The organism is Citrobacter sp. GW821-FHT02E08, assembly GCF_059421685.1.
The window spans coordinates 323,798-347,954 of record NZ_JBWKVL010000003.1 but is presented as its reverse complement, the minus strand read 5'-3'; the positions used below and the strand labels follow the sequence as shown (position 1 = coordinate 347,954).

The following is a 24,157-nucleotide window of genomic DNA, read 5'->3' as shown; positions in this document are numbered from 1 at the left end:
GTGCCAGAAGCAGCCTTCCGTTTTTTTTGGATCCCCAAGCTTTTCCCCCTTTCTTCCCGACAAGCAAATCCATTTACGGTTTAACAATTAACGTCTGCAGAATGAATCTGTTAATTAATTTCATCAGGTGAGGATGACACTATTAATTATCACATCGTTAACATATAAAACGTTAATTAAACATTAAGAGGGTTAATTATTGCGAATGGCATTACCTGTCCGTAAGGGGAATAAATGTTGAGCCATATCAAGATTGGTTCAATTTATTATACAAAACCACATTCGGTCACATTTTAAGTATTGATGATAGAAACCATTCTCATTATCATTGTACTGTTGATTATTTAATCTTTCCTTCGTTGGCTAATCATCTGGTCTCATGCCCTCCGCTCTGCGCACCGCATGAGGTAAACATCCAGTTAGCGAGAAACAAAGTAGGCCCTATGCAATTTACTCCAGACACTACGTGGAAAATTACCGGTTTTGCCCGTGAAATCAGTCCGGCGTACCGTCAGAAACTGCTTTCCCTCGGCATGCTGCCCGGCTCTTCTTTTAATGTGGTGCGCGTTGCGCCCTTAGGCGACCCCATTCATATCGAAACGCGTCGTGTTAGCCTGGTATTGCGTAAAAAAGATCTGGCCTTATTAGAAGTGGAAGCGGTTTCCTGTTAATACAGTGAGTCTATAAAAATGAAAAAATTAACCATTGGTTTAATTGGCAATCCAAATTCCGGCAAGACAACCTTATTTAACCAGCTCACCGGTGCGCGTCAGCGTGTGGGCAACTGGGCTGGCGTTACCGTCGAACGTAAAGAGGGTCAGTTCGCCACGACCGATAATCAGGTCACGCTGGTCGATTTACCCGGCACCTATTCGCTAACCACCATTTCGTCGCAAACCTCGCTTGATGAGCAAATTGCCTGCCATTACATTCTGAGCGGCGACGCAGACCTGCTGATCAACGTGGTCGATGCCTCTAACCTTGAGCGTAACCTCTACCTGACGTTACAACTGCTTGAATTAGGCATTCCCTGCATTGTCGCACTCAACATGCTGGATATTGCTGAAAAACAGCAGATCCGTATTGATATTGATGCCCTGTCCGCACGCCTTGGCTGTCCTGTGGTCCCGCTGGTTTCCACACGGGGTCGTGGGATTGAAGCGCTGAAATTAGCCATCGACCGCCATCAGGCAAATGACAGCGTTGAGCTGGTGCATTATGCCCAGCCGCTTTTACGTGAAGCCCATTCGCTGGCTGACGCGATGTCTACGGATATGCCGTTGCAACAGCGCCGCTGGCTTGGTCTGCAAATGTTGGAAGGCGATATCTATAGCCGCGCGTATGCCGGTGACGCCGCGCAACGTCTTGACGCCTCAATAGCGCGCTTAAGCGAGACGATGGATGATCCGGCGCTGCACATCGCCGACGCGCGTTACCAGTGTATCGCCGCCATCTGCGACGTGGTGAGCAATACGCTGACCGCCGAACCCAGCCGTTTCACCACGGCAGTGGATAAAATCATCCTTAACCGCTTCCTCGGTCTGCCGATTTTCCTGTTCGTCATGTACCTGATGTTCCTGCTTGCCATTAACATCGGTGGTGCTTTACAGCCGCTGTTTGACGTCGGCTCGGTCGCACTGTTTGTGCATGGTATCCAGTGGATTGGCTACACCCTTCACTTCCCGGAGTGGTTAACTATTTTCCTGGCCCAGGGCCTTGGCGGTGGGATCAACACCGTTCTGCCGCTGGTGCCGCAGATCGGGATGATGTACTTGTTCCTCTCCTTCCTTGAAGACTCCGGTTACATGGCGCGCGCAGCGTTTGTGATGGACCGGTTGATGCAAGCACTGGGGCTGCCGGGTAAGTCATTCGTGCCGCTGATTGTGGGCTTTGGTTGCAACGTCCCCTCGGTGATGGGCGCGCGTACTCTGGATGCACCACGTGAACGTCTGATGACCATCATGATGGCGCCGTTTATGTCCTGCGGCGCACGCCTGGCGATTTTTGCGGTGTTTGCTGCTGCCTTCTTTGGGCAGAATGGTGCGCTGGCGGTCTTCTCACTTTACGTGCTCGGTATTGTGATGGCGGTGTTGACCGGTCTGATGCTCAAACACACCATCATGCGTGGCGAAGCCTCTCCGTTTGTTATGGAACTGCCGGTCTATCATGTTCCGCACATTAAGAGTCTGGTCATTCAAACCTGGCAGCGCCTGAAAGGCTTCGTCCTGCGCGCCGGTAAAGTGATCATCATCGTCAGTATTTTCCTCAGTGCCTTTAACAGCTTCTCCCTGAGCGGGAAAATCGTCGACAACATCAACGACTCTGCCCTCGCCTCCGTGAGCCGCGTGATCACCCCCATCTTTAAACCGATTGGCGTTCATGAAGATAACTGGCAGGCAACGGTAGGGCTGTTTACCGGTGCAATGGCGAAAGAGGTCGTGGTCGGTACGCTCAACACGCTCTATACCGCAGAAAACATCCAGGAAGAGGAGTTCAACCCCGCAGAGTTCAACCTCGGTGACGAGTTGATGGGCGCGGTAGACGAAACCTGGCAGAGCCTGAAAGATACCTTCAGCCTCAGCGTACTGGCGAACCCGATTGAAGCCAGCAAAGGCGACGGCGAAATGGCGACAGGCGCAATGGGCGTGATGGGTGCCAAATTCGGTAGCGCGGCGGCAGCCTACAGCTATCTGATTTTCGTCCTGCTGTATGTACCGTGCATCTCGGTGATGGGCGCTATTTCTCGTGAATCCAGTCGCGGCTGGATGGGCTTCTCCATTCTGTGGGGTCTGAACATCGCCTACTCACTGTCGACGTTGTTTTATCAGGTGGCCAGCTACAGCCAGCACCCGACCTACAGTCTGGTCTGCATTCTGGCCGTCATCCTGTTCAACATTGTGGTTCTGGGTCTGCTGCGTCGCGCCCGTAGCCGCGTGGATATCGAATTGCTGGCCACGCGTAAAACGGCAAGTTCCTGCTGCGCCAGCTCAACGGGCGACTGCCACTAAGGCTGCGAATAATGGCTTCACTTATTCAGGTTCGTGATTTACTGGCGCTGCGGGGACGGATGGAGGCTAAACAAATTAGCCACACACTTCATACTCCGCAGCCTATGATTGATGCGATGCTGAGTCAGCTAGAGAACATGGGTAAAGCCGTGCGCATTCAGGAGGACACCGACGGGTGTCTCTCCGGAAGTTGTAAGAGCTGCCCGGAGGGGAAAGCGTGCCTGCGCGAGTGGTGGACGTTACGGTAGTTCACCGCACACGGCCCGGCGAAAATCACATCGCCGGGCGGCACGCCGCTGTTACAGCTTATCCTTCACGGCGATTAGCACCTGACAAAACGCATCAGGATGCGAGATAAACGGCGCATGTGCCGCTTTCGCAAAAACTTCAGACTCACTTTCCGGCCATAACGCATCCAGCATCGGCACCACTTTACGCGGCACCAGACCATCCAGATAACCGTACAGACGCAAAAACGGCATGGTCAGTGCTTTTAGTGGCTCACGGAGATCGGCAGTTTTGAGGATTTCCAGACCGCCGTTCAGCACTTCGACCTCCGGCATCGGCAGCGCCAGTACGGCTTTTTTCAATGCCCGCGCATCCTGACGCGCCGTCTCCGTTCCCAGCGTTTGCAGCGCCAGAAAACGTTCCACCGTACGCTGGAAGTCTTCACTCAGTTGCTGTTGAAAACCGGCTAAAATTTCCGGTTTGATGCCCGGCCACTCTTCATGGGCGCTAAAGCGTGGTGATGAGGCCACGGTGACCAACGCCTGAACGCGTTCAGGATGCGTTAGCGCCACCTGACTGGCGACCAGCCCGCCCAGACTCCAACCGAGCCAAACGGCTTTATCCGGCGCCTGTTTCAGTACGCATTCCGCCATCGCCTCGAGCGTCATTGCGCCAAATCCCTGACTCCGGCCAAAACCCGGTAAGTCAACGAGATGCAGGGTGAAATGCGAAGCCAGTTCCGCGCTTATGCAATGCCAGACTTCTGCGTTCAATCCCCATCCGTGCAGCAGCACAAGATGACAATTTCCCTGACCTTCGGTCTGCCACCAGATGTCATTCATCAGTTACTGTTCTCTTTTAGCCAACAAGGATGCGCATATGCTAACAGTACCGGGTTTATGCTGGCTATGCCGAATGCCGCTGGCGCTCGGTCATTGGGGAATTTGTTCGGTATGCGCGCAGTCGGTACGCTGCCGCGTTTGCCTGTGTCCGCAGTGCGGTTTACCGGCCACACATGCCACTCTCCCCTGCGGACGTTGTCTGCAAAAATCGCCCCCCTGGCAACGACTGGTCACCGTTAGCGACTATACCCCGCCGCTGAGTTCGCTCATCCACCAGCTTAAATTTTCCCGCCGCTGTGAAATCGCCCTCGCCCTTTCGCGACTGCTATTGCAAGAGGTATTACTGGCTCGCCGCGCCACTGGTCTCCGGTTACCTGACCGGATAGTCAGCGTACCGCTTTGGCAGCGCCGCCACTGGCGCAGGGGATTTAACCAAAGCGATCTCTTATGCCGCCCGCTGGCGCGCTGGCTGGGATGCTCCTGGGATAGTCAGTCCGTGACGAGGGTCCGGGCGACGGCCACCCAGCACCATCTCAGCGCCAGATTACGCAAACGTAACCTGAAAAACGCATTTCGCCTTGAATTGCCGGTGCGGGGACTCCATATGGTTATTGTGGATGATGTCGTCACTACCGGAAGTACCGTCGCGGAGATCGCGCAACTGCTTTTACGCAACGGCGCAGCGACTGTCCAGGTATGGTGCCTGTGTCGAACCTTGTAGAGCCTCGATGATGGGCGTATTATAACCAACTAAAATAGTCAACTATTAGGCCATTACTATGATCCATATTTCCGAGGCTGCACAAGCGCACTTTGCCAAACTGCTGGCAAATCAGGAAGAAGGGACACAAATCCGCGTATTTGTGATCAATCCCGGTACGCCTAACGCTGAATGTGGCGTTTCTTATTGTCCGCCGGACGCCGTGGAAGCAACCGACACGCCCATCAAATTTGACCTGCTCACCGCCTATGTCGATGAGCTGAGCGCGCCGTATCTGGAAGATGCCGAAATTGATTTTGTGACCGACCAGTTAGGTTCTCAACTGACGCTGAAAGCGCCAAACGCGAAAATGCGTAAAGTTGCTGATGATGCGCCGCTGATGGAGCGCGTGGAATACGCAATCCAGTCGCAGATCAACCCACAGCTGGCGGGCCACGGCGGTCGCGTGACGCTGATGGAGATAACCGACGAAGGCTACGCCATTCTGCAGTTTGGCGGCGGCTGTAACGGCTGTTCTATGGTCGATGTCACCCTGAAAGAAGGCATCGAAAAACAGCTGCTGAACGAGTTCCCTGAACTGAAAGGCGTTCGCGACCTGACCGAACACCAGCGCGGCGAGCACTCTTACTACTAAGAGCCTGCCTTTGCCCGGTGACGCCATGCTCACCGGGCCTGTATTTGCCTTCTCCTTCCTGAAAGATCCGACCTCATAACATGACCTGCGTCTCATAATTCAAATTTTGCCTGCCTGGGTGATTCTCAACTCATACATGTTACCCGTATCATTCGTATGGGCACCTAACCACCCCATAACAGCCGACTAAACTAAAGAGTTTCGAAGGCACTCAGTACTGGTGCCGCTACGGTTCTGTTCCCCGTTGGGAAAACCGGATTTTGTCATCTAAACACTGACGTTACCCATAACAAAGTAAAGGCCAGGTAAATCATGCCATTAGTCATCGTTGCTATCGGTGTCATCTTGTTACTTCTTCTGATGATCCGCTTCAAAATGAACGGATTTATCGCTCTCGTCCTGGTAGCGCTTGCAGTCGGTCTGATGCAAGGCATGCCGTTGGTTAAAGTGATTAGCTCCATCAAGGCTGGTGTTGGTGGAACCCTGGGCAGCCTCGCCCTGATTATGGGTTTCGGCGCCATGTTGGGCAAAATGCTGGCAGATTGTGGCGGCGCGCAGCGTATCGCCACCACGTTGATTGCCAAATTTGGTAAAAAACACATCCAGTGGGCTGTCGTGTTAACCGGCTTCACCGTGGGTTTTGCCCTGTTCTACGAAGTGGGCTTCGTGCTGATGCTGCCGCTGGTGTTCACCATCGCTGCTGCTGCCAATATCCCGCTGCTGTTTGTCGGTGTACCGATGGCGGCCGCGCTTTCCGTGACCCACGGCTTCCTGCCGCCGCACCCGGGCCCAACTGCCATTGCGACCATTTTCCATGCAGATATGGGTAAAACCCTGCTGTTCGGTACCATTCTGGCAATCCCAACCGTTATTCTGGCCGGTCCTGTTTTTGCTCGCTGCCTGAAAGGTATCGACAAACCAATTCCGGAAGGTCTGTACAGCGCCAAAACCTTTACTGAAGAAGAGATGCCTGGCTTTGGCGTCAGCGTCTGGACGTCCCTGGTACCGGTGATCCTGATGGCGTTCCGCGCCGTTGCAGAGATGAGCCTGCCGAAAGGTCACCCTTTCCTGGCTGTCGCAGAATTCCTCGGCGACCCGGTCATGGCGACGCTGATTGCGGTCCTGATTGCGATGTTCACCTTCGGTCTGAACCGTGGTCGTTCAATGGATCAGATTAACGAGACCCTGTCCTCTTCCATCAAAATCATTGCCATGATGCTGTTGATCATCGGCGGTGGCGGTGCGTTCAAACAGGTTCTGGTTGATAGCGGCGTTGATAAGTACATCGCCTCTATGATGCACGAAACCAACATCTCCCCGATTCTGATGGCATGGTCTATCGCCGCCGTCCTGCGTATCGCGCTGGGTTCAGCGACAGTTGCCGCCATTACCGCGGGTGGTATCGTGGCACCGCTGATTGCCACCACTGGCGTAAGCCCTGAGCTGATGGTTATTGCCGTAGGTTCTGGTAGCGTGATTTTCTCCCACGTGAACGATCCGGGCTTCTGGCTGTTCAAAGAGTATTTCAACCTGACCATCGGTGAGACCATCAAATCATGGTCAATGCTGGAAACCATTATCTCTGTCTGCGGCCTGGTAGGGTGTCTGCTGCTGGGTATGGTGGTTTAACACCGCACATTCCAGACTAAAAAGCCGGGGAAATCCCCGGCTTTTTTTATGCTTAGCGTTCACCGTATAGGCCTGATAAACGAAGCACCATCAGACGTGATACGGAACATTGCCGGATGGCGGCTTTGCCTTATCCGGCCTACAACGATGTCGATCGGCCCGCGCTACAGATAAGAAAACGCCGGGGTAAGCCCCGGCGTTTTGGTTGTTACTTCTTCTTCGTTGCCGCTTTTCGCCGCTTATCCAGATCCTTAATCAGCTTGTTCACCTCATCATCAGCAAACATCTGTTCAAGAGGGATAGCCAGTTTACGCCGCCAGTTCTTGTACTGTTCGCTGGTGCCCGGAATATTGACCGGCTCCGCCATGTCCAGCCAGTCTTCCGGCTGTAACCCCAGTAAAGCGCTATTACTGTCTGCAATATAACGCTGAAGGCCGCGATTAAGCGTCGACGTCATCGACATCAGCGATGCCTTATGCCCTGCGCGTTTTGGCAAGCAGCCATACTTGTGCAACGCATCCAGCAGACCTTGTTTCGCCTGCTCGCGATCCTGATACAACTCACGCAGGACCGCCTCATCCGGGTAAAGTCCCAGCGTTTTACCGAGCGTCAGATCGCCGCTGTCCCAATAGCCACGCAGCGTAGGAAGGTCATGCGTCGTCGCGACAGCCATTGATTGTTCCGGGTACGCTTTCGGTGCACGGAAGGTCTTCTCATGGTCATTTTCAAAATAGAGGACTTTGTAAGAATAGACGCCGCTATTACGCAGTTTGCTGACGATCTCCACCGGCACGGTACCCAAATCTTCGCCAATCACCATACAGTGATTACGTTGACTTTCCAGCGCCAGAATGGAGAGCAGATCGTCCACCGGATAATGGACATAAGCGCCATGATCCGCCGTTTCACCGTAGGGGATCCACCACAAACGCAGCATCGACATCACATGGTCGATACGCAGCGCGCCGCAGTTTTGCATATTGGCGCGCAGTAGCTCGATAAACGGCTCATAGGCACGCGCGGTGATAATGTGGGGATCCATTGGCGGCAATCCCCAGTTCTGACCGAGCGGGCCGAGGATATCCGGCGGCGCGCCGACAGAGGCTTTCAGGCAATACAGCTCCCGGTCACACCAGGTTTCCGCACCGCCTTGTGCGACGCCCACAGCCAGATCACGATACAGACCGATCGGCATGTCGAATCCCTGACTGGTTTGCCAACAGGCGGCGAATTGGGTATACGCCAGCCACTGTAGCCAGAGATAGAAATCCACCTCATCCTGATGCTGTTCGCAGAACTGTTTGACCTGTGGAGAATCCACCGACTGATATGCCTTCGGCCACACCGGCCAGCCCCAGCGCAATGCGTCCTCTTTCACCTGATAAGCATGCAGCGCGTCGAACGCGGCCTGCCAGTACAGGCTTTCGCCTTCCTGTTCGACAAAGTGACGAAACTCAGCCATCTGCTCGTCATCACGAACGGCGAAACCACGCCATGCCATACGCAGCGCCGTCATTTTCAGCGCCGTCACAGTTGTGTAATCCACCCATTCGGCGTCCCGCGCCTGTTTCAGCGCTTTCTGCGTAGCGGGCTTCTGCCACCATGCCTGCGCCTCTTCGCTCTGGCGGAAGTCTTCTACTGCGTTCACATCAATGTAAATAACATTCAGCCAGCGGCGTGAAGAAGGGCTGTACGGACTGGCGCTCTCGGGATTCGCAGGATAGAGCGCATGAATGGGATTCAATCCAATGAAGGAACCACCGCGTTTCGCCACGTCTACCAGCATGGCCTTGAGATCGCCAAAATCGCCAATCCCCCAGTTAAGCTCTGAACGCAGGGTGTAGAGCTGTACACATGCACCCCACAGCTTTTGGCCCGTCAGCAGCGCCTGCGGTTCGTAGCAGCGCTTCGGCGCCACAATGATCCGGCAGTGCGAACGCTGTTCGCCCTGGGTTAATGTCAGCGTGTGATAGCCCTCCGGCAGCTTTGCCGGAAGATGAAATGCTTTGCCGCCCGTAGCGTGCCCTTTGTGCTGCGCCCCCTCTTCGGTGGTCAGTATCCAGGTAAACTCCCCACTCCCTTCGACCGCCAGCGGCATCTTTTTGCCTGCGGTATACACCATCACATTTGGCACGGGTGTCACCGCCACCTTCGTGGCGGCGGTGGTGCGATGCATGGCGTCAAGCAAACGCCGTTTGGTTTCGGCGCCAATCGACTGCGGTTTACCGTGGGCATTGATATAATTGGGGCTGATCCCCGCCGCTAACGCGGCATTATCCAGACGTTTGCTTTCCATCGCGTTTCCTTAGCGCTTTGCCTGCCAGATACGGGTCTGATAATCACGGATGGAACGATCCGAGCTGAACATGCCGCAACGCGCCGTATTCAGAATCGCCGCACGGGTCCAGGCTTCCTGGTCGCGATACAGCACATCGACCTGCTTTTGCGCCTCAACGTAGGCAGCAAAGTCCGCCATTACCAGATACGGGTCACCACCCTGCTTGCCCATGCTGTGCAGCATCTGGTCAAACGCGTGTTTATCACCACCGCTGTACTTCCCGCTTTCCAGCTCTTTGAGTACCGCATCCAGCACTTTGTCTTTTTTACGCCATTTCACCGGGTCGTAACCTTTGGCTTTCAGCGCTTTCACCTCTTCCACGGTATGACCAAAAATAAAGATGTTCTCATCGCCCACTTTCTCGGCGATTTCGACGTTTGCCCCGTCCAGCGTACCAACGGTCAGCGCACCGTTCAGCGCCAGCTTCATATTACCGGTGCCAGACGCTTCCTTACCGGCCGTCGAGATCTGCTCGGAGATATCCGCCGCCGGGATCAGCATTTCCGCCGCCGAGACACAGTAATCCGGCAGGAAGACCACTTTCAGTTTGTCACCCACTTTCGGATCGTTATTGACGGCTTCCGCCACCTTGTTGATCGCAAAGATAATGTTCTTCGCCAGGTAATAACCCGGCGCCGCTTTCGCGCCAAACAGGAACACGCGCGGTACGCGGTCTGCTTTCGGGTTCTCGCGGATCTCTTTGTAGAGGGCCAGAATATGCAGCAGGTTCAGATGCTGGCGTTTGTATTCGTGCAGACGCTTAATCTGGATATCAAAAATCGCCTGCGGGTTAATTTCAATCCCGGTACGCGCCTTCACAAACTCGGCCAGACGGTCTTTGTTCGCCTGTTTAATCTCGCGATACGTCTGACGGAATTTTGCGTCGTCGGCAAATTTCTCCAGATTGATCAGTTGATCGAGATCGTTGGCCCACTCTTTCTTCAGCGACTTGTCGAGCAGCGCGGCAAGTTGAGGGTTGCACTGTTTGATCCAGCGACGCGGCGTAATACCGTTGGTCACGTTATGGAATTTATTCGGCCACAGCTGGTGATATTCCGGGAAGAGATCTTTCACTACCAGATCCGAGTGCAGCGCGGCCACGCCGTTGACCGCAAAGCCACTCACCACACACATGTTCGCCATGCGCACTTGTTTGTCGTGGACCACCGCCAGCTTCGCCCACACCGCTTTGTCGCCCGGCCAGGTCTTATCCACCAGCGTCTTAAAGCGGTCGTTAATCTCTTTGATGATCTGCATATGGCGCGGCAGCAGCGCTTTCACCAGTTTTTCATCCCAGCACTCGAGCGCTTCCGGCATCAGCGTGTGGTTGGTGTAAGCGAAGGTTTTGCTGGTGATCGCCCACGCCTCGTCCCAGCTCATCTGGTGCTCGTCGAGCAGCACGCGCAGCAGTTCAGGAATGGCGATAGTCGGGTGGGTGTCGTTCAGTTGAATCACTTCGAAATCGGCCAGCTCATGCAGCTTGCGACCCGCCAGGTGATGGCGACGCAGAATGTCAGCCACCGAGCACGCACACTGGAAGTATTGCTGCATCAGGCGCAGCTTTTTGCCTGCGGTGTGGTTGTCATTCGGATACAGCACTTTCGTCAGTTTTTCCGCGTCGATGCCCTGCTGTTCCGCCCGCAAGAAATCGCCATCGTTAAATTTGGTCAGATTGAACGGATGTGCATGGGTCGCCTGCCACAGACGTAGCGGTTGCGCCATCCCATTGCGATAGCCAAGCACCGGCAGATCCCACGCCTGACCGGTGATCACAAAGCCCGGTTCCCAGTGGCCGTCTTTACTCACCTTGCCGCCAATGCCGACCTGGACATCCAGTGCTTCGTTATGGCGAAACCACGGGTAGCTGCCGCGATGCCAGTCATCTGGCGCTTCCATTTGCTGCCCATCGGCAAAAGACTGACGGAACAGGCCGTACTGGTAATTCAGGCCATAGCCTGTCGCGGACTGCCCCACGGTGGCCATCGAGTCAAGGAAGCATGCAGCCAGACGTCCCAGACCGCCGTTACCCAGCGCCGGATCGACTTCTTCTTCCAGCAGGTCGCTCAGGTTGATGTCGTGCGCTTTCAACGCGTCGCCCACCTCCTGATACCAGCCCAGGTTAAGCAGGTTGTTACCTGTCAGACGGCCAATCAGAAACTCCATCGAGATGTAGTTAACGTGGCGCTGATTTTTCGCCGGTTTTGCCGCGGGTTGCGCGCTGAGTAACTCAGCCAGTGCGCCGCTAACAGCCTGCCACCATTGACGAGAGGTCATCTCGGCAGCCGACAGTAAACCGAAACGCTGCCACTGACGCGTCAGGGCAGCCTGAAATTGCTCTTTATTAAAGGTAGGCTGTGACATAGGAATTCCGGGTCCTCAGGTAATAAAACAACGTTATTGCTAGTTTGCCTGGCTCGTTGTTGACCTTCCTCCTCCCACCGGGGATTAGGCGGGGAGGAGTAGTGGGGATGAGCATAAAAGTGTGATCGCCACCACTTAACGATAGTGCGATGACCCGTCAATGCTCAGAATGACCACACAGATCCCTGCAAGCCATATATTGTTTTACGCATTATCGAAGGGAATAAACAGAGGCCAGGAAAAATTGTGGAATATCATTTAGAAAGAACATGTAAATACGGAAATAGTTTCTAACCTAAAATAACCCCCTGGTTTATCACTCTTTCGTAAATGTTTATTTTTCATGCAGGGAAAATGACGATTTTCATTAAAACCGCAGTCGCCATACAGCGCTTATGACATGCTCTGAAACAGCCAGAATGAGGTGCCAATCCAGTCCCCACGCACATTCAGGCGATAAAAGTGAGTTTCCAACCAGATATATTTATATTTGTGACAGAGTGCAAATTCAGAAGCACAAAAAGTCCGCTTAACTTGCATTAAACCGGTTTCTGTCCGACCTTATATCTATTAATTACGAAGCGCAAAAAAAATCGTTTTCCCCCATTTCCTCACAGTGAAGTGATTAACTATGTTGATTCCGTCTAAATTAAGTCGTCCGGTTCGACTCGACCATACAGTGGTTCGTGAGCGCCTGTTGGCTAAACTTTCCGGCGCGAACAATTTCAGGTTAGCCCTAATCACAAGTCCTGCTGGTTACGGGAAAACCACGCTCATTTCACAATGGGCAGCCGGAAAAAATGAGTTAGGTTGGTTCTCACTGGATGAAGGTGACAATCAGCAAGAGCGATTTGCCAGCTATCTGATTGCCGCCATCCAGCAAGCCACTGGCGGGCATTGCTCGACCAGTGAAGTGATGGTGCAAAAGCGCCAATACGCCAGCCTGACGTCACTGTTTGCCCAGCTGTTTATTGAACTGGCAGAGTGGCATCGTCCGCTGTATCTGGTCATTGACGATTACCATCTCATCTCCAACCCGGTTATCCATGAGTCGATGCGCTTCTTCCTGCGCCATCAACCAGAAAACCTCACGCTGGTGGTTCTGTCGCGCAACTTACCGCAGTTGGGCATCGCTAATCTGCGCGTACGCGATCAGCTCCTGGAAATAGGCAGTCAGCAATTAGCCTTCAACCACCAGGAAGCCAAACAGTTTTTTGACCGTCGTTTATCCTCCCCGATTGAAGCCGCTGAAAGCAGTCGGATGTGTGACGACGTTGCAGGCTGGGCAACGGCGCTACAGCTTATCGCCCTTTCCGCCCGCCAGAACAATAGCCCCGCTCACCAGTCGGCACGCCGCCTGGCAGGGATCAACGCCAGCCACTTGTCTGATTATCTGGTGGATGAAGTGCTGGACAGCGTCGATGTCGCCACCCGTCACTTCCTGTTAAAAAGCGCCGTATTACGCTCCATGAACGACGCTCTCATCGCCCGTGTTACCGGCGAAGAAAACGGTCAAATGCGCCTCGAAGAGATTGAGCGCCAGGGTCTGTTCCTGCAACGGATGGATGACACCGGCGAATGGTTTAGTTATCACCCGCTGTTCGGCAACTTTTTACGTCAGCGTTGCCAGTGGGAACTGGCAACCGAACTGCCGGAAATTCACCGCGCCGCCGCCGAAAGCTGGATGGCGCAAGGGTTCCCCAGCGAGGCCATTCACCATGCGCTGGCGGCTGGCGACGCACATATGCTGCGCGACATTCTGCTTAATCATGCGTGGGGTCTGTTCAACCACAGCGAACTGGCGTTGCTGGAAGAGTCACTGAAAGCGCTGCCGTGGGAAAGCCTGCTGGAAAATCCACGACTGGTGCTGCTGCAAGCCTGGCTGATGCAGAGCCAACACCGTTACAGCGAGGTCAACACCCTGCTGGCGCGCGCCGAGCAAGAGATCAACGGCGTGATGGACGGAACACTGCATGCGGAATTTAACGCATTGCGCGCGCAGGTGGCGATCAACGACGGCAACCCGGATGAAGCGGAGCGGCTGGCAAAACTGGCGCTGGACGAACTGCCGATTGCCTGGTTCTATAGCCGGATTGTCGCCACTTCCGTACACGGTGAAGTTCTGCACTGTAAAGGCGATCTTGCCCAATCGCTGTCATTGATGCAGCAAACGGAGCAAATGGCGCGTCACCATGATGTCTGGCACTACGCGCTGTGGAGCCTTATCCAACAAAGCGAAATTCTGTTTGCCCAGGGCTTCCTGCAAGCGGCCTGGGAAACGCAAGAGAAAGCGTTCCAGTTGATCAAAGATCAGCACCTGGAACAGTTACCAATGCACGAATTCCTGGTACGCATTCGCGCGCAGCTCCTGTGGGCGTGGGCGCGTCTGGATGAGGCTGAAGCCTCAGCCCGTAGTGGGATTGATGTGCTCTCTGGCTTCCAGCCGCAACAGCAATTGCAGTGTCTGGCGCTCCTCGTGCAATGCTCGCTGGCGCGTGGCGATCTGGATAATGCCCGTAGCCAGTTGAACCGGCTGGAAAACCTGCTGGGCAACGGCCAATATCACAGTGACTGGATCTCCAATGCGGATAAAGTCCGGGTGATTTACTGGCAGATGACCGGCGATAAAAAATCGGCCGCTCACTGGCTGCGACACACACCAAAACCGGCGTTTGCCAACAACCACTTCCTGCAAAGCCAGTGGCGCAACATCGCCAGGGTGCAGATCCTGTTAGGCGAGTTCGAACCCGCAGAAATTGTGCTGGAAGAGCTGAACGAAAATGCACGTAGTCTACGTCTGATGAGCGACCTGAACCGCAACCTGCTGCTGCTCAATCAACTGTACTGGCAGGCAGGACGTAAAAACGATGCCCAGCGCGTGCTGCTTGAGGCGCTGCAACTGGCGAATCGTACCGGTTTCATCAGCCACTTTGTGATTGAAGGGGAAGCGATGGCGCAGCAACTTCGCCAACTGCTTCAGCTCAACACGTTACCGGAACTCGATCAACACCGGGCACAGCGTATCCTGCGGGAGATTAACCAGCACCACCGACATAAGTTCGCCCATTTTGACGAGGGTTTCGTTGAGCGTCTGCTCACGCACCCGGAAGTGCCGGAACTGATCCGCACCAGCCCGCTCACGCAACGCGAATGGCAGGTTCTGGGGCTTATCTATTCCGGTTACAGCAATGAACAGATCGCGGGGGAGCTGGCGGTCGCCGCAACCACCATCAAAACGCACATTCGCAACCTGTATCAGAAACTTGGCGTCGCACACCGGCAGGATGCGGTGCAGCACGCGCAGCAATTGTTGAAGATGATGGGTTATGGGGTGTGATTTCGCCCGGTGGCGCTAACGCTTACCGGGCCTACGAGGACGGGTGATTTTGTAGGCCGGATTCGGCTTTAGCCGTCATCCGGCAAACGTCATTAGCACAGCTCCAGTTGAATATGGTGCTCGGCAATCACCTGCATCACGCCAGCGGGCGGCATGGTATCGGTATAGACCGCATCGACCAGACTAATGCTGCCCATGTTCACCATCGCATTACGACCAAACTTCGAGTGATCCACCACCAGCATAACGTGGCGTGAATTTTCAATGATCGCGCGCTTGGTGCGCACTTCATGATAATCAAACTCCAGCAATGAGCCGTCGCTATCGATGCCGCTGATCCCCAAAATGCCAAAGTCGAGGCGGAACTGGGAGATAAAATCGAGCGTTGCTTCGCCAATGATCCCGCCATCACGGCTGCGAAGCTCACCGCCGGCCAGAATAATGCGAAAATCCTCTTTCACCATCAGCGTGTTCGCCACGTTGAGGTTGTTGGTCACAATGCGAAGATTGCTGTGGTCCAGCAGCGCATGCGCGACCGCTTCCGGCGTTGTACCGATATCGATAAACAGCGTGGAGCCATTCGGTATTTGCGTGGCGACTTTACGCGCAATACGCTCTTTTTCCGCCGTCTGCGTTGCTTTTCGATCGTGCCACGGCGTGTTCACGGAACTGGAAGGCAGCGCCGCACCACCGTGGTGGCGCAGAATCATGTTCTGATCGGCCAGTTCGTTGAGATCGCGGCGAATCGTCTGCGGGCTGACGGAGAAATGCTCCACCAACTCCTCGGTGCTGACGTATCCCTGTTTTTTTACCAGTTCAATGATCGCGTCATGTCGTTGTGTTTGTTTCATTCTGATTCCCTGGAATTTCTATGTTCGTTTTCGCACATTAACCGTATCAGCCAATGCCATTGCCAAACCTACCGCCAGCCCGGCGATGTGTGCGCCATTCGCCATCGACATCCCAAACACGTCAAACCAGCCGGCTACTATCCAAATCAACGCAAAAATAATCAAACCACGCTGAAGGTATATGCCACTTTGCGGATCGCGTTCACCGCGCAGCCAGACATAACCCATCAATGCGTAAACAACACCCGAAAGCCCGCCAAACCACGGACCGCTAAATTTCTGCTGCACATAGCCACTCAGCAGTGCGCTGATCACCGTAATGACGACCAGTTTGCCGCTGCCCAGACGCTTTTCGACCGCCCCGCCAAGGTACCACCACCACAGCAGGTTAAAGAGTATGTGCATCAGCGAGAAGTGCATAAACGCATGGGTAAAATAGCGCCAGAACTCATATTTCAGAGACGGATCAAACGGCCAGGCCAGCCAAAGCATCACGTTCTGATCGCCCATGATGTTCATCGCGAGAAACACCAGGATGCATGCCGCCATGATAAGCCAGGTAACGGGACCTGCCCGTTCACGCAGCGTGGCAATAAACGGGAAACGGCGGTAGTGGAGTCCGCTGTCGGTATGACCGGACTGCCAGCTCGCCGCCAGATAACGCGGATCGCCCGGGTTTTCGAGGAATCGTGCCAGCTCCGCCTGGACGCGCTCGGCCTGGGATTCATCCGCCAGCCAGACGTCGCTTTGGTTATGTTGTTGGATCGTCAGGATAACGCCCTGCGTCGCCATATAATCAACAAATGCCTGCGCCACGCGGGGGTTAGCAAAAGAGGTAATCATCAACATCGTTGCTGTCGCTTAGTCCACACAAAAGAGAACAGTATAAAGGCTTACGAGCCGTATGCCACCTCTGAGGGGAAATGGCGGTGCCATGCATCAAAGCCGCCATCAATACTGTAGACCGCGTCATAGCCTTGCTGGAGAAGATACTGCGCCGCCCCTTTGCTGCTATTTCCGTGGTAGCACATCACCATCACCACGCTATCGAAGTCATGTTCGCGCATAAACGTTCCCAGCGTGTCATTGGTCAAATGAAACGCTTGCGGCGCATGCCCCATTGCATAGCTTTGCGGATCGCGGATATCGACCAGTACCGCTTTTCCGTGATGCAGTTTCTGGTGAGCTTCTTCTACGTTAATACATTCAAACTGATCCATAGACTCTCTTTCTTTTATTGCCGGTAAGCCATAGTAACGCCCAGTGTACGTTCAGACGGCAGGTAAACACCATAATGTTATATGTATCACTCTAAAATGTTTTTTCGATGTTACCAATGGCGCGTTTCTTTGCTATTATGTTCGATAACGAACATTTATGAGCTATAACGAAAGCGCAAGAGGGCAGCATGGAAACCAAAGATCTGATTGTGATAGGCGGGGGCATTAACGGTGCCGGTATCGCGGCAGACGCCGCTGGACGTGGTTTATCCGTGCTGATGCTGGAAGCGCAGGATTTAGCCTGCGCCACCTCCTCTGCAAGTTCTAAACTCATCCACGGTGGCTTGCGCTACCTGGAACACTACGAATTCCGCCTGGTCAGCGAAGCGCTGGCCGAGCGTGAAGTGCTGTTGAAAATGGCGCCACATATCGCCTTCCCGATGCGTTTTCGTCTACCTCACCGCCCGCACCTGCGTCCGGCATGGATGATTCGTGTAGGTCTTTTTATGTACGATCACCTGGGCAAACGCACCAGTTTACCTGGTTCAACCGGTTTGCGTTTTGGCGCAGATTCTGTGCTGAAACCCGAGATTGTGCGCGGTTTCGAATATTCTGACTGCTGGGTAGACGATGCGCGACTGGTTCTGGCAAACGCCCAAATGGTGGTTCGCAAAGGGGGAGAAGTGTTAACCCGTACCCGCGCGACCTCCGCCCGCCGTGAAAACGGCCTGTGGATAGTGGAAGCGGAAGACATCGATACCGGCAAAAAATACAGCTGGCAGGCGCGTGGTCTGGTCAACGCGACGGGCCCGTGGGTGAAACAGTTCTTCGACGACGGTATGCATCTGCCTTCACCGTACGGTATCCGCCTGATCAAAGGCAGCCATATCGTGGTGCCACGCGTCCACACGCAGAAGCAGGCTTACATCCTGCAAAACGAAGACAAGCGCATTGTGTTTGTGATCCCGTGGATGGATGAGTTCTCAATAATCGGCACCACCGACGTTGAATATAATGGCGACCCGAAAGCGGTGAAAATTGACGAAAGTGAAATCAATTACCTGCTGAAGGTTTACAACGCGCACTTTAAGAAACAACTGGGACGCGACGATATCGTCTGGACCTACTCTGGCGTACGCCCGCTGTGTGATGACGAATCCGATTCGCCGCAGGCCATCACGCGTGACTACACGCTGGATATTCACGACGAAAACGGCAAAGCCCCGCTGCTGTCTGTGTTTGGCGGCAAGCTGACCACCTACCGCAAGCTGGCCGAACACGCAGTGGAAAAACTGTCGTCTTACTATCAGGGTATTGGCCCGGCCTGGACCAAAGAGTGCATCCTGCCAGGCGGCGAAATTGGCAATGATCGTGAAGATTATGCGGCAAAACTGCGCCGTCGCTACCCTTTCCTGACGGAATCGCTGGCGCGCCACTACTCGCGCACCTACGGCAGCAACACGGAATGGATCCTGGGTGAAGCCACGTCGATTGCGGACTTAGGTGAAGATTTTGGTCACGAATTCTACGAAGCGGAGCTGAAGTATCTGGTCGAGCACGAGTGGGTACGCCGAGCAGACGATGCGCTGTGGCGTCGCACCAAAGAAGGGATGTGGCTCAACGCTGAACAGCAGTCCCGCATCACCCACTGGCTGGCGGAATACCTGGATAAACGCCAACTGTCGTTAGCGTCTTAATAAAAAGGCCGGATGGCGACTTCGCTTTTCCGGCCTACAGAACGGCATTAACCCGCAGGCCCGGTAAAACTACCGGGCCTTTCTTCATTACAACCGCACCGAATCAATATGCCAGATGGTGTCGGCATACTCTTTGATCGTCCTGTCGGAGGAGAAATACCCCATATTGGCGATGTTGAGCATGGTCTTCGCGGTCCACTCTTCCGGACGCAGATACAGTTCGTCGACCTTATCCTGACAGTCAACATAGCTGCGGTAATCCGCCAACACCTGATAGTGGTCGCCAAAGTTGATCAGCGAGTCCACCAGGTCACGATAACGGCCTGGTTCGTCCGGACTGAACACGCCGCTGCCAATTTGCGTCAGCACCTGATGCAGCTCTTCGTCTTTCTCGTAATATTCGCGAGGTTTGTAGCCCTTACTGCGCAGCGCCTCGACCTCTTCTGCCGTATTACCAAAGATAAAGATATTTTCCGCACCCACATGCTCCAGCATCTCGACGTTGGCGCCGTCCAGCGTACCGATCGTCAGCGCGCCGTTGAGGGCAAATTTCATATTACTGGTGCCGGACGCTTCTGTTCCTGCCAGTGAAATCTGCTCAGACAGGTCGGCGGCAGGAACGATCACCTGCGCCAGGCTGACGCTGTAGTTAGGGATAAAGACTACCTTCAGCTTGTCACCAATCTGCGGATCGTTGTTGATCACTTTCGCGACGTCGTTGATCAGGTGAATGATGTGTTTCGCCATGTAGTAAGCGGAAGCCGCTTTCCCGGCGAAAATATTCACACGCGGCACCCACTCGGCATCAGGCTCGGCCTTGATACGGTTGTAACGGGTGATCACATGCAGCACGTTCATCAACTGACGTTTGTACTCGTGAATACGTTTAATCTGCACATCAAACAGCGCTTTCGGATTCACCACCACATTCAGGTTCTGAGCGATAAGCAGTGCCAGACGTTTTTTATTCTCCAGCTTCGCCTGACGCACCGCATGGTTGACCAGCGGGAAATCGCAGTGCTGTTCAAGCTCGCTCAACTGGCTGAGATCGGTACGCCAGGTGCGGCCAATGTTCTCATCCAGCACGTCGGAGAGCGGCGGGTTCGCCAGCGCCAGCCAGCGGCGCGGCGTCACACCGTTAGTGACGTTGCAGAATCGCGTCGGGAAGATCTTCGCAAAATCGGCAAACAGCGACTGTACCATCAGGTTGGAGTGCAGTTCGGAGACGCCGTTAACTTTGTGGCTCACCACTACCGCCAGCCACGCCATGCGCACGCGACGACCGTTGGACTCGTCAATGATCGACGCGCGTCCCAGCAGCGCAGTATCGTTGGGGTACTGTTCCTGCAAGGTTTTCAGGAAGTAGTCGTTGATCTCAAAGATTATCTGCAAATGACGCGGCAGAATTTTACCCAGCATATCGACCGGCCAGGTTTCCAGCGCCTCACTCATCAACGTGTGGTTGGTGTAGGAGAAGACCTGGCAGCACACTTCAAACGCATCATCCCAACTGAACTTATGGTCGTCGATAAGCAGACGCATCATTTCAGGAATCGACAGCACCGGGTGGGTGTCGTTGAGGTGGATAGCAATTTTATCCGCCAGATTGTCGTAGGTTTTGTGCAGTTGGTAGTGGCGACTCAGGATGTCCTGTATCGTCGAAGAGACCAGGAAGTACTCCTGGCGCAAACGCAGCTCACGCCCCGAGTAAGTCGAATCGTCCGGATAGAGGACGCGGGAAACGTTCTCGGAATGGTTTTTGTCTTCCACTGCCGCGAAGTAGTCACCCTGGTTAAATTTACCGAGGTTGATTTCACTGCTGGCCTGCGCATTCCACAAACGTAACGTGTTGGTGGCATCGGTGTCGTAACCCGGAATGATCTGGTCATAGGCGACGGCCAGAATCTCTTCAGTTTCAATCCAGCGCGTCTTCTTGCCTTCCTGCTGAATACGTCCGCCAAAACGCACTTTATAGCGTTTGTTATGGCGTTTGAACTCCCACGGGTTACCGTACTCCAGCCAGTAGTCCGGAGACTCTTTCTGCCGCCCGTCGACAATATTCTGCCGGAACATGCCGTAGTCGTAGCGGATACCGTACCCACGACCCGGCAGACCTAACGTTGCCAGCGAGTCGAGGAAACACGCCGCCAGACGCCCCAGACCGCCGTTACCGAGGCCCGGGTCGTTCTCTTCATCAATCAATTCCTCAAGGTCTAGCCCCATGCCTTCCAGCGCACCTTTGACATCGTCATAAATACCTAACGATAACAGCGCATTGGAAAGGGTGCGGCCAATCAGAAACTCCATCGACAGGTAGTACACCTGACGGGTTTCCTGTGACAGTTGAGCACGGTTAGAACGCAGCCAGCGCTCCACGAGACGATCGCGCACCGCGAACAATGTGGCGTTCAGCCACTCATGTTTGTTGGCAATGACCGGATCTTTGCCAATCGTAAACATCAGCTTATAGGCAATAGAATGCTTAAGGGCCTCTACGCTGAGTGTGGGCGATGCATAAGAAAATGGAGCATTCATATAAGTGATTCCTGGATAACTATTTCAAACGATAGTAAAGCTCGCGGTACGACTTCGCCGCGACGTGCCAGCTAAAATCCATAGCCATTGCCTGTCGTTGGACAAAACGCCAGAGCGAAGGCCGGGACCACAACACGAAAGCCCGTCTAATCGCTCTTAATAGCGACCAGGCGTTACTATCTTCAAATACAAACCCACTGGCGATACCGTCCGCCAGGTTTTCCAGCGAACTATCAGACACCGTATCAGCCAGCCCACCGGTGCGCCGCACTAGCGGCAGCGTGCCGTACTTCAGTCCATATAATTGCGTTAAGCCGCAAGGTTCAAAGCGGCTGGGCACCAAAATCACATCCGCGCCACCCATAATGCGATGTGAGAACGCCTCGTGATAGCCGATCTGCACGCCGACCTGACCCGGGTGCTCTGCAGCGGCGGCAAGAAACCCTTCCTGCAAGATGGGGTCACCTGCGCCGAGTAACGCCAGTTGCCCGCCCTGCTCTAACAAACCCGGTAAGGCTTCCAGCACCAGATCCAGCCCTTTCTGGCTGGTCAGGCGGCTGACGACCGCAAACAACGGGGCTTTGTCATTGACCTTTAAGCCCATCGCTATCTGCAACTGCCGTTTGTTTTCCGCTTTCTCTTCCAGCGAATCACGCGTGTAGCGTGACGCCAGCAGGAGATCGGTTTCCGGGCTCCAGATATTTTCGTCCACACCGTTCAGCACGCCGGAAAGACGTCCTTCACGGTGCCGTTGCTGCAGCAAACCTTCCATCCCGTAGGCAAACTGCGCTTCCGTGATTTCACGCGCATAGGTCGGGCTGACCGCCGTGATATGGTCGGCGTAGTACAGCCCCGCCTTCAGGAATGAAATCTGTCCGTTAAACTCCAGTCCGTGCACATTAAAGAACGACCATGGCAATTGGATGTCATCCATATGCTTTGCATAAAACATGCCTTGATATGCCAGGTTGTGTACGGTGAACACCGATTTCGCCGGATGGCCGCGCGCCGCCAGATAGGCCGGTGCCAGACCTGCATGCCAGTCGTGCGCATGCACCACATCCGGGCGCCAGAATGGATCAAGGCCGCAGGCCATTTCACATCCGACCCACCCCAGCAACGCAAAACGCAGCACGTTATCGGTGTACGCAAATAAGTTGGTGTCGTGATACGGGCTACCCGGACGGTCATACAAATGGGGAGCATCAATCAGGTAGATACCGACACCGTTGTAATGACCGAACAACAGCGTGATCCTTCCTGCGAAGGTGTCGCGTCGGGTAACCACCTTTGCATCGGTTACCCCCCGACGAATGTCAGGAAATGCAGGAAGCAATACACGGGCATCCACGCCATCCGCAATTTGTGCCGCCGGCAATGCGCCAATCACATCCGCCAGCCCCCCGGTTTTCAACAGAGGGAACATCTCTGAACATACATGTATAACCTGCATTATCGCTCCTGGTTGACCTGCAGTTTGCGCAGCATCTCACGCGTGACCAGCACAATGCCTTCTTCTGAACGGTAAAAACGACGCGCATCCTCTTCCGCGTTTTCACCAATCACCATGCCTTCCGGGATCACACAAGCGCGATCGACGATGCAACGGCGCAAACGGCAGGAACGCCCGACCCAAACTTCTGGCAACAAGACTGCCGAATCAATGTTACAGAACGAATTCACCCTTACCCGTGGGAACAGAACCGACTGCACCACCACCGAACCGGAAATAATACAGCCGCCGGAAACCAGCGAGTTGAGCGTCATCCCGTGGCTGCCGGAGCGGTCCTGCACAAATTTCGCGGGCGGCAACGGTTCCATATGCGTACGGATTGGCCATTCCTGGTCGTACATATCAAGCTCAGGCGTGACAGAGGCCAGATCGAGGTTGGCTTTCCAGTACGCTTCCAGGGTTCCGACATCGCGCCAGTACGGCTCGGCATCCGCGTCAGACTGCACGCAGGACAATGGGAATGGATGCGCATAAGCCAGACCAGCTTCGGTAATTTTCGGAATAATATCTTTGCCGAAGTCATGGCTGGACGCGTCATTCTCATCATCGTCTGCCAGCAGTTCGTAGAGGTAATCAGCATCAAAAACATAGATGCCCATACTGGCGAGGGACTTCGTCGGATCGTTTGGCATTGCTGGCGGGTTTGCCGGTTTTTCCACGAACTCGATAATTTTGTCGGTCTCATCAACAGCCATCACGCCAAACGCGCTGGCTTCTTCGATAGGCACCGGCATACATGCCACGGTACAACGCGCCCCTTTCTCAACATGGTCTATCAGCATGCGAGAGTAATCTTGCTTATAGATGTGATCGCCCGCGAGGATCACCACATATTCCGCTTTATAGCGACGAATGATGTCCAGGTTTTGGGTGACGGCATCTGCGGTGCCGCGATACCAGTTTTCGCCCTGCATCCTTTGCTGGGCGGGCAGCAAGTCAACAAACTCATTCATCTCTTCACTGAAGAATGACCAGCCGCGTTGAATATGCTGCACCAGGGTATGGGACTGATACTGCGTGATGACGCCGATACGGCGGATCCCAGAGTTAATGCAATTGGATAACGCAAAATCGATAATGCGGAACTTGCCGCCAAAGTGAACGGCTGGCTTGGCGCGTTTGTTGGTTAAGTCTTTTAGACGGGTACCACGGCCACCGGCCAGGATCAGGGCAACAGATTTCAATGGCAGCTGGCGCGCCAACATTAAACGATCGTTTTTATCTAAACTCACCATGACTAACT

Annotated in this window: 17 protein-coding genes; 8 read left to right on the top strand and 9 right to left on the bottom strand. The window is 54.2% G+C overall.

Features of this window, described 5'->3' with window-relative positions; genetic code table 11:
• The first annotated feature begins 443 nt into the window (after positions 1-443).
• Genes feoA through feoC form a run of 3 tightly spaced genes read left to right on the top strand, consistent with a single transcriptional unit; the run spans position 444 to position 3,256 of the window.
• The gene (gene feoA / locus AC07UY_RS05950) at positions 444-671 is read left to right on the top strand and encodes a ferrous iron transporter A (RefSeq protein WP_494700820.1); all 228 of its coding nucleotides are present in this window, start codon (positions 444-446) and stop codon (positions 669-671) included.
• Between the two features lie 18 nt (positions 672-689).
• Positions 690-3,008: a Fe(2+) transporter permease subunit FeoB gene (gene feoB, locus AC07UY_RS05945; protein ID WP_494659722.1), complete on the top strand. Its 2,319-nt coding sequence runs from the start codon at positions 690-692 to the stop codon at positions 3,006-3,008.
• 11 nt (positions 3,009-3,019) lie between these two features.
• Positions 3,020-3,256, top strand: a complete 237-nt coding sequence (gene feoC, locus AC07UY_RS05940) for a [Fe-S]-dependent transcriptional repressor FeoC (protein WP_494659721.1) — start codon at positions 3,020-3,022, stop codon at positions 3,254-3,256.
• 51 nt (positions 3,257-3,307) lie between these two features.
• Here the strand turns inward: feoC and bioH are convergent, their stop codons facing one another.
• Entirely contained in the window at positions 3,308-4,078 is a 771-nt protein-coding gene (gene bioH, locus AC07UY_RS05935) for a pimeloyl-ACP methyl ester esterase BioH (protein WP_494659720.1), read from the bottom strand.
• A 37-nt stretch (positions 4,079-4,115) separates the two neighbouring features.
• Between bioH and gntX the strand changes: the two genes are divergently transcribed.
• The 3 genes from gntX to gntT all read left to right on the top strand — a co-directional run bounded on the left by gntX (position 4,116) and on the right by gntT (position 7,062).
• On the top strand, positions 4,116-4,799 hold the full coding sequence (gene gntX / locus AC07UY_RS05930; RefSeq protein WP_494700821.1) for a DNA utilization protein GntX: 684 nt from the start codon (positions 4,116-4,118) through the stop codon (positions 4,797-4,799).
• A gap of 58 nt (positions 4,800-4,857) precedes the next feature.
• Complete coding sequence (nfuA, locus tag AC07UY_RS05925; RefSeq protein ID WP_192614270.1) at positions 4,858-5,433, top strand: Fe-S biogenesis protein NfuA; 576 nt, start codon at positions 4,858-4,860, stop codon at positions 5,431-5,433.
• Positions 5,434-5,745: 312 nt separating this feature from the next.
• Complete coding sequence (gene gntT / locus AC07UY_RS05920; RefSeq protein WP_203359719.1) at positions 5,746-7,062, top strand: gluconate transporter; 1,317 nt, start codon at positions 5,746-5,748, stop codon at positions 7,060-7,062.
• Between the two features lie 208 nt (positions 7,063-7,270).
• Here the strand turns inward: gntT and malQ are convergent, their stop codons facing one another.
• Together malQ and malP are read right to left on the bottom strand one after the other, a co-directional pair.
• A complete protein-coding gene (gene malQ / locus AC07UY_RS05915) occupies positions 7,271-9,358 on the bottom strand; it encodes a 4-alpha-glucanotransferase (protein WP_494700822.1) in 2,088 nt (695 codons plus the stop codon).
• Positions 9,359-9,367: 9 nt separating this feature from the next.
• Entirely contained in the window at positions 9,368-11,761 is a 2,394-nt protein-coding gene (gene malP / locus AC07UY_RS05910) for a maltodextrin phosphorylase (protein ID WP_203359717.1), read from the bottom strand.
• A gap of 631 nt (positions 11,762-12,392) precedes the next feature.
• Between malP and malT the strand changes: the two genes are divergently transcribed.
• On the top strand, positions 12,393-15,098 hold the full coding sequence (gene malT / locus AC07UY_RS05905; protein ID WP_203359716.1) for an HTH-type transcriptional regulator MalT: 2,706 nt from the start codon (positions 12,393-12,395) through the stop codon (positions 15,096-15,098).
• Between the two features lie 92 nt (positions 15,099-15,190).
• Here malT and AC07UY_RS05900 read toward each other — a convergent pair whose 3' ends face one another.
• From AC07UY_RS05900 to glpE, 3 genes are read right to left on the bottom strand one after another with little or no spacing between them, the layout of a single operon-like run.
• Positions 15,191-15,949, bottom strand: a complete 759-nt coding sequence (locus AC07UY_RS05900) for a DeoR/GlpR family transcriptional regulator (RefSeq protein ID WP_192614265.1) — start codon at positions 15,947-15,949, stop codon at positions 15,191-15,193.
• An 18-nt stretch (positions 15,950-15,967) separates the two neighbouring features.
• On the bottom strand, positions 15,968-16,798 hold the full coding sequence (gene glpG / locus AC07UY_RS05895; RefSeq protein WP_494700823.1) for a rhomboid family intramembrane serine protease GlpG: 831 nt from the start codon (positions 16,796-16,798) through the stop codon (positions 15,968-15,970).
• A 44-nt stretch (positions 16,799-16,842) separates the two neighbouring features.
• Positions 16,843-17,169 (bottom strand): thiosulfate sulfurtransferase GlpE, encoded by a 327-nt coding sequence (gene glpE / locus AC07UY_RS05890; RefSeq protein WP_494659715.1) that lies wholly within the window; start codon positions 17,167-17,169, stop codon positions 16,843-16,845.
• A 188-nt stretch (positions 17,170-17,357) separates the two neighbouring features.
• Between glpE and glpD the strand changes: the two genes are divergently transcribed.
• Positions 17,358-18,866, top strand: a complete 1,509-nt coding sequence (glpD, locus tag AC07UY_RS05885) for a glycerol-3-phosphate dehydrogenase (protein WP_203359713.1) — start codon at positions 17,358-17,360, stop codon at positions 18,864-18,866.
• Positions 18,867-18,953: 87 nt separating this feature from the next.
• On the opposite strand, the gene glgP is transcribed toward glpD, so the two are convergent.
• Genes glgP through glgC form a run of 3 tightly spaced genes read right to left on the bottom strand, consistent with a single transcriptional unit; the run spans position 18,954 to position 24,149 of the window.
• A complete protein-coding gene (gene glgP / locus AC07UY_RS05880) occupies positions 18,954-21,401 on the bottom strand; it encodes a glycogen phosphorylase (protein WP_203359712.1) in 2,448 nt (815 codons plus the stop codon).
• Between the two features lie 19 nt (positions 21,402-21,420).
• Complete coding sequence (gene glgA, locus AC07UY_RS05875) at positions 21,421-22,854, bottom strand: glycogen synthase GlgA (RefSeq protein ID WP_192614260.1); 1,434 nt, start codon at positions 22,852-22,854, stop codon at positions 21,421-21,423.
• Positions 22,854-24,149, bottom strand: a complete 1,296-nt coding sequence (glgC, locus tag AC07UY_RS05870) for a glucose-1-phosphate adenylyltransferase (protein ID WP_494700824.1) — start codon at positions 24,147-24,149, stop codon at positions 22,854-22,856. The genes glgA and glgC overlap by 1 nt, the downstream gene beginning before the upstream one ends.
• Positions 24,150-24,157: the final 8 nt, after the last annotated feature.

What these genes read in the sequence shown, in the direction of transcription:
- glgA (WP_192614260.1), bottom strand. Translation starts at nt 22,854, where the DNA reads ATGCAGGTTATACATGTATGTTCAGAGATGTTCCCTCTGTTGAAAACC.
- glpE (WP_494659715.1), bottom strand. Translation starts at nt 17,169, where the DNA reads ATGGATCAGTTTGAATGTATTAACGTAGAAGAAGCTCACCAGAAACTG.
- bioH (WP_494659720.1), bottom strand. Translation starts at nt 4,078, where the DNA reads ATGAATGACATCTGGTGGCAGACCGAAGGTCAGGGAAATTGTCATCTT.
- malQ (WP_494700822.1), bottom strand. Translation starts at nt 9,358, where the DNA reads ATGGAAAGCAAACGTCTGGATAATGCCGCGTTAGCGGCGGGGATCAGC.
- gntT (WP_203359719.1), top strand. Translation starts at nt 5,746, where the DNA reads ATGCCATTAGTCATCGTTGCTATCGGTGTCATCTTGTTACTTCTTCTG.
- glpD (WP_203359713.1), top strand. Translation starts at nt 17,358, where the DNA reads ATGGAAACCAAAGATCTGATTGTGATAGGCGGGGGCATTAACGGTGCC.
- glgP (WP_203359712.1), bottom strand. Translation starts at nt 21,401, where the DNA reads ATGAATGCTCCATTTTCTTATGCATCGCCCACACTCAGCGTAGAGGCC.
- nfuA (WP_192614270.1), top strand. Translation starts at nt 4,858, where the DNA reads ATGATCCATATTTCCGAGGCTGCACAAGCGCACTTTGCCAAACTGCTG.
- feoB (WP_494659722.1), top strand. Translation starts at nt 690, where the DNA reads ATGAAAAAATTAACCATTGGTTTAATTGGCAATCCAAATTCCGGCAAG.
- glpG (WP_494700823.1), bottom strand. Translation starts at nt 16,798, where the DNA reads ATGTTGATGATTACCTCTTTTGCTAACCCCCGCGTGGCGCAGGCATTT.
- feoC (WP_494659721.1), top strand. Translation starts at nt 3,020, where the DNA reads ATGGCTTCACTTATTCAGGTTCGTGATTTACTGGCGCTGCGGGGACGG.
- feoA (WP_494700820.1), top strand. Translation starts at nt 444, where the DNA reads ATGCAATTTACTCCAGACACTACGTGGAAAATTACCGGTTTTGCCCGT.
- gntX (WP_494700821.1), top strand. Translation starts at nt 4,116, where the DNA reads ATGCTAACAGTACCGGGTTTATGCTGGCTATGCCGAATGCCGCTGGCG.
- glgC (WP_494700824.1), bottom strand. Translation starts at nt 24,149, where the DNA reads ATGGTGAGTTTAGATAAAAACGATCGTTTAATGTTGGCGCGCCAGCTG.
- AC07UY_RS05900 (WP_192614265.1), bottom strand. Translation starts at nt 15,949, where the DNA reads ATGAAACAAACACAACGACATGACGCGATCATTGAACTGGTAAAAAAA.
- malP (WP_203359717.1), bottom strand. Translation starts at nt 11,761, where the DNA reads ATGTCACAGCCTACCTTTAATAAAGAGCAATTTCAGGCTGCCCTGACG.
- malT (WP_203359716.1), top strand. Translation starts at nt 12,393, where the DNA reads ATGTTGATTCCGTCTAAATTAAGTCGTCCGGTTCGACTCGACCATACA.